The following is a 15,060-nucleotide window of genomic DNA, read 5'->3' on the forward strand; positions in this document are numbered from 1 at the left end:
TAAAATTTTCTATAATCTAAATATATCTAAATTCTTATATAGACTATACTATGCTATATACATAAAAAACTAAGCTATATACTATATATCTCTTGTTAAAATGACTATTGTATATTCTTGGTAATTGTTTTATACTTTCTTTTATACATTTAAATACATTAAGGAGGGTAGCCTATGGCTGAAAAAGACAACAAAGTATCGTTTATAGAAAAAATCTCAACTCAAATCGTAGATAAAAGAAACGCCTTTTTTCTACTATATACAATATTGGTTATATTTTGTTTTTTCTCAAAATCATGGGTATCTGTCAATGACGATATTACTACATATTTACCTGAAACAACTCAGACAAGGCAAGGTCTTACCATCATGGAAAAGGAATTCATTACATATGGTACAGCAAAAGTTATGGTCTCAAATATCACATATGACAGCGCATTAAAGGTCAAAGAGGATTTAGAAATAGTAGAAGGTGTATCTCATATTGAATTTGACGAAAGTATAGATCATTATAAATTGGCATCAGCGCTTTTTTCAATCTCATTTGAAGGTGAAGATGCAGATGAAATAACCCAAAATGCCATGAAAGAAGTTCTTACTTATTTAGATAACTACGATTACTATGTATCCAGTAGCATCACAGAGGATTCAGTAGCTTCATTGGAATCAGAAATAAAATTGGTACTAGTTGTTGCTATCTTTATCATTCTAGGTGTTTTACTGTTTACTTCAAAAACTTATATGGAAATACCCGTTTTAGTACTTACTTTTGGTGTTGCTGCTATCCTGAATATGGGGACACATTTTCTATACGGTGAAATTTCATTCATATCTAACTCTATTGCTGTAGTTCTGCAATTAGCGTTAGCCATTGATTATGCCATTATACTATGTCATAGGTTCACTGAAGAAAGAGAACATCTGCCTGCAAGAGAAGCTGCGATTAAAGCACTCAGTAAAGCAATTCCAGAAATTTCTTCTAGTAGTTTAACAACAATATCTGGATTGATGGCCTTGATGTTCATGCAGTTCAATCTAGGTTTTGATATGGGTCTGGTTTTGATAAAAGCTTTATTATTCAGCTTATTGATTGTTTTCACATTGATGCCAGGACTATTAATGGTATTCAGTAACTCAATGGATAAAACTGTACATAAAAGCTTTGTACCATCAATAACTAATTGGGGGAAATTTGTAATCAAGTCAAGATATGTTATTCCTCCTCTATTTCTCGTTATCGTATTAGGTGCGTTATACCTATCTAACCAGACTCATTATGTTTACGGTTACAGTACTTTAACTACTGTAAAACAAAATGATACACAGATTGCTAAGAAAAAGATAGAAGAGACATTTGGAAGTAATAATCTATTAGCGGTTATTGTACCATCTGGAAATTATGAGTTAGAAGGTAAGCTATTAAATGATTATGAAAAATTAGCAGTAACAGATTCTGCAATTGGACTTGCAAACACCAAGGTAGATGACAGATACTATGTTACCGATAAACTTAATCCAAGACAATTTGCTGAATTAATCGACATAGACATTGAAATATCAAAATTACTTTATCAAGCTTATGCAATCGAACAAGGTACATATAGTAAATTAGTTAATGGTTTAAATGAATACGGTGTTCCATTAATCGATATTTTCATCTTTTTATATAACCAAAAAGAAGAAGGATATTATACCTTAGACGAAGAATTAGAAACTAAAATGAATGATTTATATGAAAAATTATGTGAAGGAAAAGCTCAATTAGAGAGTGATAAATATTCAAGATTACTCCTGAATCTAAATATGCCCGAAGAAGGCGAAGAAGCTTTTGGTTGGCTAGATGAATTCCATACCATGGCTAATAAATATTATGAAGAAGTTCATTTTGCTGGAGCTACTACTAGTGATAATGATTTAGGAGCGTTTTTTGCAAAAGATAATCTTATCATCAGTATATTATCTGGTTTATTTGTAATGATCATTTTGCTGTTCACGTTTAAATCAGCAGGTGTTCCCGTATTATTGGTTTTAACTATACAAGGTAGTATCTGGATTAATTTCTCATTTCCAGTTATTCAAGACACAAATATATTCTTCATGAGCTACTTAGTTGTTACCTCAATTCAAATGGGTGCCACGATAGATTATGCCATAGTAATAACCAGCCGTTACATGGAGTTAAAGAAAACCATGCCAATAAATAAAGCTATGGTAGAATCTCTGAACCAAGCTTTTCCTACTATTATTACATCGGGTACCATTCTAGCATCAGCGGGTATATTAATTGGTAAAATAACATCCGATTATGCTATATCATCCATTGGAACATGCTTAGGAAGAGGTACCATAATATCTCTTATCCTAGTAATGGGTGTACTACCTCAAACATTATTATTTGGTGATAAAATAATAGAAAAAACTGCTTTTGTATTAAAAAGGCGAGGTTTAATAACACTTCATAGAGGAAATCTAAAAATGAATGGTAGATTACAAGGATATATTTCTGGATATGTAGATGCTGAGATAAAAGGAACCATTAAAGGTGAAGTAAAAGGTATGGTTGAGATGGGAAGCATATCAACTGATAATCCAGAAATTGAAATAGAAGAGGAGGTTGTCAATTGAAAAAGCTAAAAAAATGTCTGTCTGTTGCACTATCAATACTCATGTTGTTATCTATAACTCGTGTTGCTACAGCAGAAACAACTTCTGATGTCATATATATATATACTGCTGAAGACTTACAAAAACTTTCAAAGAATTGTCGTTTGGATACCTTCTCTGAGAATATTATTGTTACACTAACAGGTGATATCAACCTTTCCACTATTGCCTATGAACCAATTCCAAGTTTCTCTGGTATTTTTGACGGAAACAACTATACAATAAGTGGCTTGAATACTCATAAATCTGGTTCTGACCAAGGTTTATTCAGGTATGTTCAAGAAAATGGTATCATCAAAAACCTAAAGGTCAAAGGTAATATAAAACCTAGCGGCACAAAAAAAGAAATAGGTGGAATCGTAGGCACCAACAAAGGACAAATAATAAATTGCTCTTTTAATGGAAATGTAAAAGGTTCAACAAGTATTGGCGGCATAGCTGGATATAATGATAAAACCGGTAAGATTTCCAATTGCACATCAACTGGTTTAATTGTTGGTGAACATTATATAGGCGGAATCGTAGGGCAAAATGTAGGTTACATATCAGAATGTATCAATCACAGTAATGTAAATACAACAAATGATGGTATAGTTCAAAAAAAAGATATGGCATCTTATAATATTAAAGACATTAATATAGAACAATTGAATTCAACTGAAAATATTGATGCTTTAACTGATACCGGAGGTATTGTCGGATATAATCAAGGTATCATAGAATCCAGTGAAAATCGTGGTGCTATTGGTTACCATCATGTTGGTTATAATATTGGTGGCATAGTTGGTAGACAATCCGGTTATGTATCTGGTTGTAAAAACTATAGCGTGGTTAAAGGACGTAAAGATATAGGCGGTGTCATAGGTCAAGCAGAACCCTCTATCCATCTATTATTTTCAGAAGATACATTAGAACAGATTGATAATGAGTTAGGTACTCTTAATAAACTCGTTAATCAAGCAGTCAATGACAGTGATGCATCTTCCAAAACTATTTCAAGCAGACTGGATAACCTTAATACCCTTACTTCCTCTGCTTCTAATAAAATACACGAACTTACTAACCATACAACTAATTATATCGATGATTCCACAGCCATAGCTAATACTGGTATAGATAGAATACGACATACTATGGACCAATTAGAACCAGTACTGGATTCATTCATAAATGCATCTGAAGAATTAACAAAAGGTTTCGATGAATTCAGAAAAGGATTTGATCAACTTGCAAAATCATCAAAAGATATAAATAACGGCTTAAAAGATGTGGATGATGCTGTTGACGACCTACATTTGGCATATAATAGCGCTAATGCAGCTTTGAACAATATCTCAGCAGCAACTAAAATCATTCAAAAAGCTGCTGAGAATTCAGATGAAATGAAGAAAGCTATCGAAAAGCTGAAGAGTGGCTTAAAAGACCTTGATAACGCATCAAAAGCTGGTATAGAAGCTCTAGAAAAAATAACAGATGCATTGAAGAAAATAGATAATCCATTAACTACAGATTGGGATAAAATAAGTCAAGATATACAAGATAATCTTAAGACCATGAAAGATAGCCTTACCAGTGCCAATACCAAGATAATGGATGCTCTTGATGTATTTTATAAAGAATTTACTGATGACCAAGCCCTTATTAGACAAGCATTTGCACATATAGAATTTGCTATGAACGATCTGAAACATCTATCTACTAACATGAATGATGCTTTAATTGATGTGGAATATGTCTTAGAGGACTTGGATCTTGCAACAGAAGCTAGCACTGAAGCTATGAAAAACATTTCAAAGGGTATGGAATATTTCACTAATTGCTCTGAAGAATGTACTAATGCAATAACTGATATAAAATCAATAATTGAAGAGATTAATGATTATGAGAAATTACAAATACCAAAGTTAGAAGATTACGTAACTGAGATAAATGATTCCTTGTTTGATGAAATAGATGATATATCTAAAGAGTTATCTTTACTTAATGAGGAAGTGAAAGGTTCATCTGATTCTTTACACAAAAATATCAGAACCATCAATAATCAGTTTGAAGTGATGGTTGATATTATAAGGGAAGGTTTGAACTCCCTTTCTTTTGATGATAAAGATTTATTTGAAGATGTTTCTGATCAAAATCTTGAAGACATAACAACTATGGAAAAAGGAATAATAAAAGATTGCTATAATGATGGTGATGTCTTTGGAGACCTTAACATAGGTGGTATCGCTGGTTCGATGGCTATTGAATATGATTTTGACCCAGAAGACGATATCATCAACAAAGGTAATAAGTCATTTAATTTCAAATACCAGACAAAAGCACTATTACTGTCCTCTATTAATAAAGGTAATATCCAAGCTAAGAAAAATTATGCTGGTGGTATAATAGGCAGAATGGATTTAGGTTTACTAATTAAAAGTGAAAATTATGGTTATATAGAAAATCTGGATGGTAATTACACAGGAGGAATAGTAGGTTCATCAAATAGCGTAATCAGAAAATGTTATTCTCTAAGTGAACTTAGCGGTAAAGATTACGTAGGTGGAATAGCTGGATATGCTACGGATATATATAATTGTCTTTCATTAGTAAAAGTTGATAAATCCAATGAATTCACAGGGGCAATAGCAGGCGATATCAGTGGAAATATGTCAAACAATTATTTTGTAGAAGGTAATGTAGAAGGTGTAGACAGTATCAGTTATGGTGGGAAAGCCATTCCTCAATCTTATGATGAATTTATTTTGAATGAAGAGCTACCCGAAACATTTAAATCATTCAAATTAACATTTGTTGTTGATGGTGATATGGTTGAAGAAATACCATTTGAGTATGGAGCTTCTCTTGATAGGAACAAATTACCCGAAATCCCTGAAAAAGCAGGATATTACAGCAGCTGGCCATCATATGATTATAATGAATTGACCTTCTCCAAGAGACTTGAAGCAATCTATACACCAATGATACAGGTTTTATCGTCAGACCTTGATGATCCTCATCCTAAGTTGCTGGTCGAAGGTACATTCGACCCTGACGAAACCCTAGAGATAGAAAAAGTCACTTCTCCCCAAAAAATGATTGATAATCATAAAACAATAGAAGAATGGTCAGTACAATTAAGCAAAGAACCTATTATACCTTATACATACAGAGTAAAAAAACCCGAAACAAAGAAAAAAGTTATCTTATATCAAAAAGAAGGTAACAAATGGAAAAAGGCAAAATCTACAGCAGATGGTAGTTATCTGTTATTTGAATCTAACTTAACTAGCTTCCATATAGCCTTCGTAGAAAAGAATGTCAATAAAGCACTCTATGTTGCTTTAGGCTCTCTATTAATTATAGTAGTATTAATAATAAAGAGAAAAAAGAGAAAAAAGAGGAAAAAAATAAAAAAATAACACCAATAAAAAACCAATCCAGCTTTTTAATCGCTAGATTGGTTTTTTATCAATTATTCTTCCTATACATTTCCATCTACCGCTTAGTTATTTCAAAAGAAGAAATCTCCACATCACTCTTATATGACCTGATACCGAATGCTCCTGAAAAAGTTGGTATGTATTTTGCTCCATAAGAAGTATGAGAACCTGATGTACTACCTAAAAATTTATTATCAATAACAACTGCATCTTCCATTTCACCTTCCAATGTGACAGTCAAGCTATAACTCGAACTTCCAAACATGTAACTAGTCTTTACAATGACATGCATACTACAATCATAAGGGTCTATATACTCTGGGATATTGGCAGAAAGTAACCCATTCCAATTATGATTGGCTCTTCCGACATATACTGCTTTTTTCTTTGGTGCTATACCTATATAGTAACCATTATATTGATCATTCCCAGGTTCTGGATTATATACTCCAAGTACTATCCCGGAATTTGCAGCATCATCATATGTTTTTGTTGTCTTTACCTTGAATCTACAATCGAGACTATTCATAGAAATATCAAGTTTGTAATTATCGCCTTTAGCATCACATGCTAATAACACTGGACCATTACCGGTTTCTATATCTTTCATAGTAGAACAAGCATTTAATCCTAACACTTGTTGTTGTATGATTTTAGACTCATTACTTCCATATAAATTAAAATAACTAGTGGAAGTTGCATCTCCTTTATTACTACCATAAAGAAGTCTATTCTCAAATTCCATATATGCTGTAGGTGGATTTAATTTATTATCAATCATTGTATTTGCATTTTCAGCAGTAACCATTCCTTCAAGAGTACATACTAATTCAAGTTTATCTGTATATACATTCACAGTATCTTCATATGGATATACTAAAATATTGCCTTTGTAAGTTCCGCTATTTATAAGTGCAATATTTGATACTTCATATCCGAAATAATCATCTAAACATTTTGATTCATTAGTTGCAACATCATAACTGTATGAATCAGTACCTGTTGCATCATTTACATTTTTGTTGACTACCTTATAATAAATCTTTGAATTAGTAGAATCATTTGCATAGATACCTAGAGTTGAATCATCGCCTGCTTTTATGTCTTTTGTCTTTTTATTAGCATTATATGTAACTGTAAAATTTTCTCCATATGCATCTAATTTATATGTATAGCCCTTGGACAAATCAATATTTCTAGTACCTTCTGCCAAATCTTTTTCATCTACATATATTCTTTTGACAACGATGACTGCTTGTTCAATAGGTGCATTATCTGCTGGATTAAAGTTACCATCACTACCTTTCATAATATCATTTTCATTAATATAATCTACAGCTTTTGTAGCCCAGTCAGCAATTAATTCTTTATCATTTATTGTTAATACTCCATCTATACTATCTATTTCTTCCCCAAAGAAGTCATATACTTTGCTAAGAGTCCTATAATACATAACAGCCATCTGCTGTCTCGTAACTAGATCATCAGGTTTAGCCTGTTGGTTTGAACCTAACATTATCTCAAGGGTATTAGCTTTCAATACGTCCACATCATCTGTATCTGTAAAAGTATCCATTGATGCCTGTTCAACCATTTCACCTGTTATTGTTTCATACATTTTAACAACTAGTGAAGCAAATTCTGCACGTGTAATTTTATTTTTCAAATTACTTGACATGAGTTTATAAGGCATAAGGTCATAGTAATAAGCTTCTTCAATCTCAGGCTGTGCCCACGAACTTGCGGACGATACATCCCATCCCCCTGCAAAACTTGTTGTACTTAATGCCATTACTACCACCATGAGTATTATTGTCTTAAAATTTGTTTTGAACATTTTATTCCTCCTTGTAGTTTTTAAATTCTTATACAACTAACTAAATACTTTGATTTCAATTTATTTTTTTATAAAATATTCATAATGCATTACATTTGTAGTCATTTTTATTTTATCATAATTATAGAAAGTTGTAAATATCAAAACTACTTCAATAAAAAACTAATGTAAAAAGCAACTGAATAATCCTGCTAAAAATTTATTTATAACTGGTATATTATAAATAACCGGTATAAAAAGAGCAGGTATGAGATTTATAGTTTTTATCTTCTTGATTTCTAGAATATTAATGCCTGTACTAAAGATAAGTATCCCACCAATAATAGATATTTGACTAAGTATTTCTGGAGTAGCATATGGTCCGATGAACTGAGCCAATAGAAATATAGTTCCTTGCCAAATAAATAATATCACTCCTGATAACATGATACCAATGCCAAAGGTTGTTGCCAAGATCATGGATGTAATTCCATCTAACATTGCATTAGTAAAAAGCAGAGTGTTATCTCCTTTCAATGCACTTTCTATAGGTCCTAATATAGATAAGGTACCTATACAAAAAAGAAGTACGGCAGTGGTTAATCCTTCAATGAGTTTTATATCATTGTTACCACTCAATTTCTTTCCTAATCTGTTAACCTTCTCTTCAATGTCAATAGTTTCACCTATTAGTCCACCTAACACCATGCTGGCGATAAATAAAAGTGGTTCATTACTCTTGCTAAGATTAGTTACTATCCATGTAATTCCCAATGAAATGGCTACAAGCCCAATTGCTTGCAGTAATATTGCTTTCTTCTTTTCTTTGATGCCTTTTTTGAATATGGCACCAACAGTACTTCCTATAATAATTGCACTTGCATTTACTATTGTCCCTAGCATAATTACCTCCTATTATAAAATCAATATACTACTTATTTAAAGGCATCCAGTAAGGGGAGAGTCAACACAAAGTTACCCTAACTTAGATTACAATAAGTGAATCATGTTATATTCTATAGTATTTTGGTGATATATATTATATTGATTATACATACTAGTGCTCACTATAACATTTATACAAAATAAGGTACTCTTATTTTTATATTTTATAATATTATAAATATAAACTTTATTAAGAATAGATATTATTGTATAATTTTGGCGAATAAACTGGTATTTTGTTGACGAATTATGTAGATTTTGTTATACTCGAAATACATAATATAGTTGGAGGTATAGCAATGAAAAGCATAAAATCAAAACTTATTCTAGTATTTTGTATCATTTTTATTATTGCAATAGGATCTCTTGGAATAATTTCCTATATCTTATCGTCAAACTCTTTGATTGATGAAAAAAAAGAAGACTTAGAAGTAATTGCAGTCCAATCCGCTAAAATCATTGAAAGTAGGATTAATGGACAAATTGTCAATCTTGGAACTGTTGCAAATAATGATATTATTTCTAATCCCAATCACTCGATTGAAGATAAATTAACTGTCCTGAAAGAGGAAGTTTCAAGAAGTGGTCATCTTAGAATGTATATTGTAGATAAAACGGGAAACGGTCCTTCTACTACTGGAGATAATATTGATTTATCGGATAAAGAATATATAAAAAAATCTCTAGAAGGCGAATCTTGTGTATCAGATATTTTGATTAGTAATGTAGATTCTCATTCTTTAGTTATGGCTTATTCTACTCCAATAAAATATAATAATGAAATCATAGGTATCTTAGTAGCTATTCGTGATGGAAGTAGTCTAAGTGAGTTAGTAAGTGATATTACTCCAGGAGAATCTGGATATTCTTTTGTAGTAAATTCTGAAGGTATTATTGTAGGACATAAAGATATTGAATTGGTTACTAACAGAACAAATTTATATCAAGAATCCATTGAAAATAAAAACCATCTTCAATTATCAAAAATCACAAAGAAAATGATGAACAAAGAAGTGGGTAGTGGTGAATATTATTATTTTGGTAACCATAAAATAACAGGATATGCCCCTATCAATAACACGGACTGGAGTATTTCAGTTACTGCATTAGAATCTGAAATGTTATCTCGCTTATCTTCTTTGAAAACGACCTTATTAATTATTTCTATAATTATTCTTATCATTGTATTTCTATTAATATTAAGAATTGGACATATGATAGCTACACCAATAATAATGGCTTCTAGGCATGCAGAATTGATAGCCAAAGGTAATTTGACGCAAGATCTTCCAAAACGCTTTTTAAATAGAAAAGATGAAATAGGATTGCTTAGTAAATCTTTTGAAAATATTAATAAAAATTTAAAGCTTCTAATACATAATATAATAGATACATCCCAACAGGTAACATCATCATCAGAGGAATTAACTGCAACTTCTCAACAAGCCGCTTTAGCTTCACAAGAAATGGCTAATACGATTGAAGAAATTGCCAATGGTGCCTCATCACAGGCACAAGAAACAGAAGATGGCACCAATAAAATATCAGAATTGAATGACCTGATAGAACAGAATGTTAAAACCATTGATAGTTCATACAGAATTTCAAAACAAGTTATTGACTTAACCAAAGAAGGTTTGGAAACCATACATACTTTAACTGTAAAAGCGGATGATAGTGGTAAAGGAGCTAAAGAAGTCTATGATGGAATAATCAAAACCAATGAAAGTGTAGACCACATCAGTAAAGCTAGTCAAGTTATTTCATTGATAGCAGAACAAACTAATTTGCTTGCTTTAAATGCTGCAATTGAAGCCGCAAGAGCAGGCGAAGCAGGTAAAGGATTTGCTGTAGTAGCCGATGAGATACGAACCCTTGCAGAACAATCTGCTAGTTCAACCAAAGTTATTGATGATGCCGTAAAGGAATTACAAATCAACTCTGAAATATCAGTAAAGATAATAAATCAAGTTGTTGATATTATAAAAGATCAGGTTGAATACATAAAATTCACAAAAAATAAGTATAGTGAAATTTCTGATTCGGTTAGATTAAATGGCGAAACTACAAATGAGCTAAAAGAAATGAGTAAAGATCTAGATGTAAAAAAAGGTGAACTTTTGGACATTGTTCAAAATTTAGCTGCTATTGCTGAGGAAAATGCAGCAGGTACTCAACAAGCATCAGCCTCCACAGAGGAACAATCATCAGCTATTGAAGAAATAGCCACTGCTAGTGAATCATTAGCTAATATGGCAAGTGATCTACAGAACGTTATAGGTAAGTTTACTATATAAAAGTATTTTTTAAATCTCAATAATAAAGGTGGTAATTTTATTTTTAGTTCTTACAAATTCAGCCACCTTTATTTTTAATTACATTATCTACTATACTACAGGAACTTGAATCTCAGTAAGGAAATCGTCTTTATTGTTTGATTTGTATTCATTGATGATTACTCGTTCAATGCTGTCTCCACATATTTCATATTCATTGCTTTTGAGATATTCTTGTATCCTTCTATAGTATTTTGGTGAGTCTTTATGGTCACAACCTCTATAATGGATACTTGCATATTTACCTGGTTTTAGAGTTGTTATCATGTTACTCTCTACATCTTCTTCAAGAAGAATGAAAACCGAATTATAGTTTCCATAATTATGTTTATGAACATTATCCTTACTAAGAGTAACCCCTACTCGTCCAATTACAATAGGTAATCTTTTCTTGGTTAAGTTTTCCAACTTACTCAATGATAGTTCTAGTTCAAAATTAGAATTGATTTCTTCTTTTAGACTAATGATCTTTCGTTCTGGAATATCCTTAATATGGACAACACCTATATCATCAACTTTTTTTACCTCATTGATTTCCTTTATTTGATTATCCAGTCTTTTAGTAATCTTTTCTAGAATTTTTATCTTTTCAGTGACGATAGCTTTTTCTTTGTGTAGCATTTCTAAGTAATAGTCAATATCTCTGATTTCCAAGTAATCCTTAATATCTTTTAAAGGTACTCCTAGAAATTTCAAATATTTTATTGTATTCAACTGTTCAAATTGCTCATGGGAATAGTACCTGTATCCACTATCTTCATTAACTTCAATTGGTCTGAATAGACCTATCTCATCGTAGTAGCGTAAGGTTTTTATTGATATGTTATGTAATTTTGACATTTCTCCAATTGAAAATTTTGTATCCATAATATCACCGTTTTAATTATATTATTGTACAAGTATGTCAGAACAAGTATTTTGTTATGACGTGGCTTTTGCAAGATAGTATATGTATATGTTTCGCCAGCTACTTGCTCGTCCTGAGCAAAAAGCTGGGTTCGGCATCCTGCCTCACTACTTCACATATACATATACTATCTTGCTACGAATACCCTTCAATGTAATCACAAAACACTTTTTCTTCTTTATAACATATTTAGGGCTACTTAATATTTTACTATAAATAAACATTATAGAGATTCATTTCTTAATATTTTGGGTAGCACGTCTGTATTTGTTCCTAGTTTTTTATGGTGGTTGATTATTTTATTTGTTAATTCTGAGACAATGGATTCATACTCTTTTTTGCCATATAAATTATTTGTTTGCTGTTTATCATTTATTCGGTCGAATAGGATATGTTCTTTATATTGGTGATTAGGTTCTTTATTGAATCCTCTGCCTACGTATGCTAATTCGTATTCTTCTGTTATTATTCCAGCTCTTGGGACTTCATTAGGATGGATATATACTTTATTTTCCCATGGAATTTTGTTACCTTTTATTAGTTCGCTGGCATTTCTGCCTTGTTCTCTACCACTTGGGGGTATATCCATCAAACCTAGAATAGTTTGTTGAAAATCAACTACAGTAATATATTCTTTTACTTTTGTTTCTTTTATTATTTTTTCAGGCCATCTGATTAGGAAAGGAATTCTGTATACTGATTCATATAGATTATTTTTATATAACAACCCATGTTCTCCCATATAGTCTCCATGATCTGTTGTAAATATTACGATTGTGTCATCTAATATGTTTTTCACTTTCAGATATTCAAGTATTCTTCCCACATTATCATCAATACACTTAACTTCTCCTAGATATTGAGATTTATAATGTTTGAATTTTTCTTCTCTGTCCTTTATATTTATTGAAAATAATTGTTCTCTACCCCATTCATCATCTTCTGCCCAATCTGGTAGTTTTTCTTCGTTAAAGGTATCAGGGATAGTTACATCCTTAGGGTCAAACATTTTATCATATGGTTCTCTAACATTATAGGGAGTATGTGGATCTGGTATGCTGACCATTAGAAGAAACTTATCATCTTTATTCCTTTCAATAAAATCCAGTGATTTATCTGTTATCCAATCAGTCATGTATCTTCCACTGCCAATATCAAAATTGAATATTGGCTTACCATGAGTTTGTTCAACAACATTTTTATAATGACCGCAGTTAAACATATGTTCACAGTCATCAAATCCCATAGAGGTATCTGCTGTCATCCAACCTGGATATTCTCTTCCATTCAAATGCCATTTACCTATATAACCAGTTTTATAATTTTCATTTCGTAATATATGAGCTAAGGTGATTTCATCTTCATTCAAGGGGACATCATTAGTATAAGCCCCATTTTGGTGAGGATATCTTCCAGTAATGAAACAACCTCTAGAAGGTGTACATACTGCACTAGGTGTAAAAAAATTGGTCAATATTGCCCCTTCTTCTCCTATGGAATCAATATTAGGTGTGTGTATTTCATTTCCTCCATAGCAACTTAATGTCCACCTACTCTGTTGATCTGTTAATATAATAAGCACATTGGGTTGTCTCTCCATAATTATCCCTCCAAAAAATATATATTCATAAAAATTATCTCTACAGAAAATATTACTCCTTATATATACAATTAAAAAGATAATAATGTAATTATTTATATTAATATATGATTATATTGATTATTATTTCATATCTTTATCCATTGTCATCATCAGAAACCCCGAAAAAGCTGCATTATTAGGTGATAACGTACCATCTAACTATTAATTATTCCATTAAAAGTATAGTTATTAAATATTTCAAAATGAGTTTTATCCTTTTCAAGCTTTGATACAAGCATCGTACCTTCAAAAGCTGCAAATAGTGCTTTTGCTTTATCCTCTGGATCATCAATGTTTTCATTAGTTAATACTTCTATACTCCAAGTTTTTACGACACTATACCATTCCATAAGCTTTACTCTGAATAATTCATTCTCATCTGCTAATTCTAATATTAGATTACCTACAGGACATCCTCTTCTTAAACTTAATTCAATTAAACGATTAAAGAAAATATTAAAGAACTTCTTTAGTCCTTTTAAGTTCTTTTCGCAGTGATCAAGACAATCAGATGTATCTCTTATATAGAGCTCAATTATGGCAATACCTAAATCTTCTTTGCTCTTGAAGTAATAATAAAAAGAGCCCTTTGGAATATTTAATTCATCCAGTATACTTTTTATACCAACATGGTGATAACCATGCTCATGGATTAGACGAGCTGCTGTAAGAACGATTGCTTCTTTTTTATTCATATAATCACCATAACTTTCATTTGGTGTTATTATAACCGAGAAAATTACATAATTCAATAATTAATTAATATCATTCCCTAATATTGATGTATATCTACATGACCAAAACCAAGACTGTTATCAGTTAATTCTACTTTGTCAAGTTCAATTCTGTAGATACTCATCATAGATGGATCTCCAGGTAAATCCTTTAAGAATGGATACTTACCTAGTAAAAATCCCATAGCTTGTTTGGCTTCTTTTTGATTTTCTACTAAAAAAGCTTTTCCTGTAGCTCTAATATATTTTATCTGTGCTAACTCCTCAATACTAGAAGCTGCCTTATCAACAACAATATATACCTTATTATTCTTTTCTAATTCTTCAACTTTTCTAGTTTTGTTGAAAGTTGTAAAATAGATATTAGCTTCGTTTTCTGGATTGATTGCAAAATCTACTGATCTAACATTCGGAAATCCTGCTTTATCTATAGTAGCTAATCTTAATAGTTCATGATTCTCAAGTATATTTTTAATTTTATTTTTCATGATACCCTCCTGATGAATTTATAGTATATGACCGGTCGTCTATATTGTAAAATATATATTGATTTTTGTCAATGATACTTACAAAATACTTTTTAGTAATAATAGC

At 31.2% G+C, this 15,060-nt stretch carries 9 protein-coding genes; 3 read left to right on the forward strand and 6 right to left on the reverse strand.

Annotated elements, in window-relative coordinates; translation table 11 throughout:
• Positions 1-174: 174 nt before the first annotated feature.
• The gene (locus ACX6CF_RS04630; protein WP_458784131.1) at positions 175-2,625 is read left to right on the forward strand and encodes an efflux RND transporter permease subunit; all 2,451 of its coding nucleotides are present in this window, start codon (positions 175-177) and stop codon (positions 2,623-2,625) included.
• Positions 2,622-6,065 carry a GLUG motif-containing protein gene (locus tag ACX6CF_RS04635; protein ID WP_458784132.1) on the forward strand — a complete coding sequence of 1,148 codons (3,444 nt, stop codon included), beginning with the start codon at positions 2,622-2,624 and terminating at the stop codon, positions 6,063-6,065. The genes ACX6CF_RS04630 and ACX6CF_RS04635 overlap by 4 nt, the downstream gene beginning before the upstream one ends.
• A gap of 76 nt (positions 6,066-6,141) precedes the next feature.
• On the opposite strand, the gene ACX6CF_RS04640 is transcribed toward ACX6CF_RS04635, so the two are convergent.
• Together ACX6CF_RS04640 and ACX6CF_RS04645 are read right to left on the reverse strand one after the other, a co-directional pair.
• Positions 6,142-7,923 (reverse strand): S-layer homology domain-containing protein, encoded by a 1,782-nt coding sequence (locus ACX6CF_RS04640; protein ID WP_458784133.1) that lies wholly within the window; start codon positions 7,921-7,923, stop codon positions 6,142-6,144.
• A 162-nt stretch (positions 7,924-8,085) separates the two neighbouring features.
• On the reverse strand, positions 8,086-8,805 hold the full coding sequence (locus tag ACX6CF_RS04645; RefSeq protein ID WP_458784134.1) for a DUF554 domain-containing protein: 720 nt from the start codon (positions 8,803-8,805) through the stop codon (positions 8,086-8,088).
• A 341-nt stretch (positions 8,806-9,146) separates the two neighbouring features.
• Between ACX6CF_RS04645 and ACX6CF_RS04650 the strand changes: the two genes are divergently transcribed.
• Positions 9,147-11,144 (forward strand): methyl-accepting chemotaxis protein, encoded by a 1,998-nt coding sequence (locus ACX6CF_RS04650; protein WP_458784135.1) that lies wholly within the window; start codon positions 9,147-9,149, stop codon positions 11,142-11,144.
• Positions 11,145-11,234: 90 nt separating this feature from the next.
• On the opposite strand, the gene ACX6CF_RS04655 is transcribed toward ACX6CF_RS04650, so the two are convergent.
• From ACX6CF_RS04655 to ACX6CF_RS04670, 4 genes are all read right to left on the reverse strand, one after another.
• Complete coding sequence (locus ACX6CF_RS04655; RefSeq protein ID WP_458784136.1) at positions 11,235-12,050, reverse strand: MerR family transcriptional regulator; 816 nt, start codon at positions 12,048-12,050, stop codon at positions 11,235-11,237.
• Positions 12,051-12,313: 263 nt separating this feature from the next.
• On the reverse strand, positions 12,314-13,690 hold the full coding sequence (locus ACX6CF_RS04660) for a sulfatase-like hydrolase/transferase (protein ID WP_458784137.1): 1,377 nt from the start codon (positions 13,688-13,690) through the stop codon (positions 12,314-12,316).
• Positions 13,691-13,887: 197 nt separating this feature from the next.
• Positions 13,888-14,427 carry a TetR/AcrR family transcriptional regulator gene (locus tag ACX6CF_RS04665; protein WP_458784138.1) on the reverse strand — a complete coding sequence of 180 codons (540 nt, stop codon included), beginning with the start codon at positions 14,425-14,427 and terminating at the stop codon, positions 13,888-13,890.
• A 77-nt stretch (positions 14,428-14,504) separates the two neighbouring features.
• On the reverse strand, positions 14,505-14,954 hold the full coding sequence (locus ACX6CF_RS04670) for a pyridoxamine 5'-phosphate oxidase family protein (RefSeq protein ID WP_458784139.1): 450 nt from the start codon (positions 14,952-14,954) through the stop codon (positions 14,505-14,507).
• Between the last annotated feature and the right edge of the window lie 106 nt (positions 14,955-15,060).

It is taken from the genome of Vallitalea sediminicola (assembly GCF_054408565.1).

Excerpts from the sequence above, each read along its gene's own strand:
- ACX6CF_RS04630 (WP_458784131.1), top strand. The coding sequence starts at position 175 with ATGGCTGAAAAAGACAACAAAGTATCGTTTATAGAAAAAATCTCAACT.
- ACX6CF_RS04640 (WP_458784133.1), bottom strand. The coding sequence starts at position 7,923 with ATGTTCAAAACAAATTTTAAGACAATAATACTCATGGTGGTAGTAATG.
- ACX6CF_RS04645 (WP_458784134.1), bottom strand. The coding sequence starts at position 8,805 with ATGCTAGGGACAATAGTAAATGCAAGTGCAATTATTATAGGAAGTACT.
- ACX6CF_RS04650 (WP_458784135.1), top strand. The coding sequence starts at position 9,147 with ATGAAAAGCATAAAATCAAAACTTATTCTAGTATTTTGTATCATTTTT.
- ACX6CF_RS04655 (WP_458784136.1), bottom strand. The coding sequence starts at position 12,050 with ATGGATACAAAATTTTCAATTGGAGAAATGTCAAAATTACATAACATA.
- ACX6CF_RS04660 (WP_458784137.1), bottom strand. The coding sequence starts at position 13,690 with ATGGAGAGACAACCCAATGTGCTTATTATATTAACAGATCAACAGAGT.
- ACX6CF_RS04665 (WP_458784138.1), bottom strand. The coding sequence starts at position 14,427 with ATGAATAAAAAAGAAGCAATCGTTCTTACAGCAGCTCGTCTAATCCAT.
- ACX6CF_RS04670 (WP_458784139.1), bottom strand. The coding sequence starts at position 14,954 with ATGAAAAATAAAATTAAAAATATACTTGAGAATCATGAACTATTAAGA.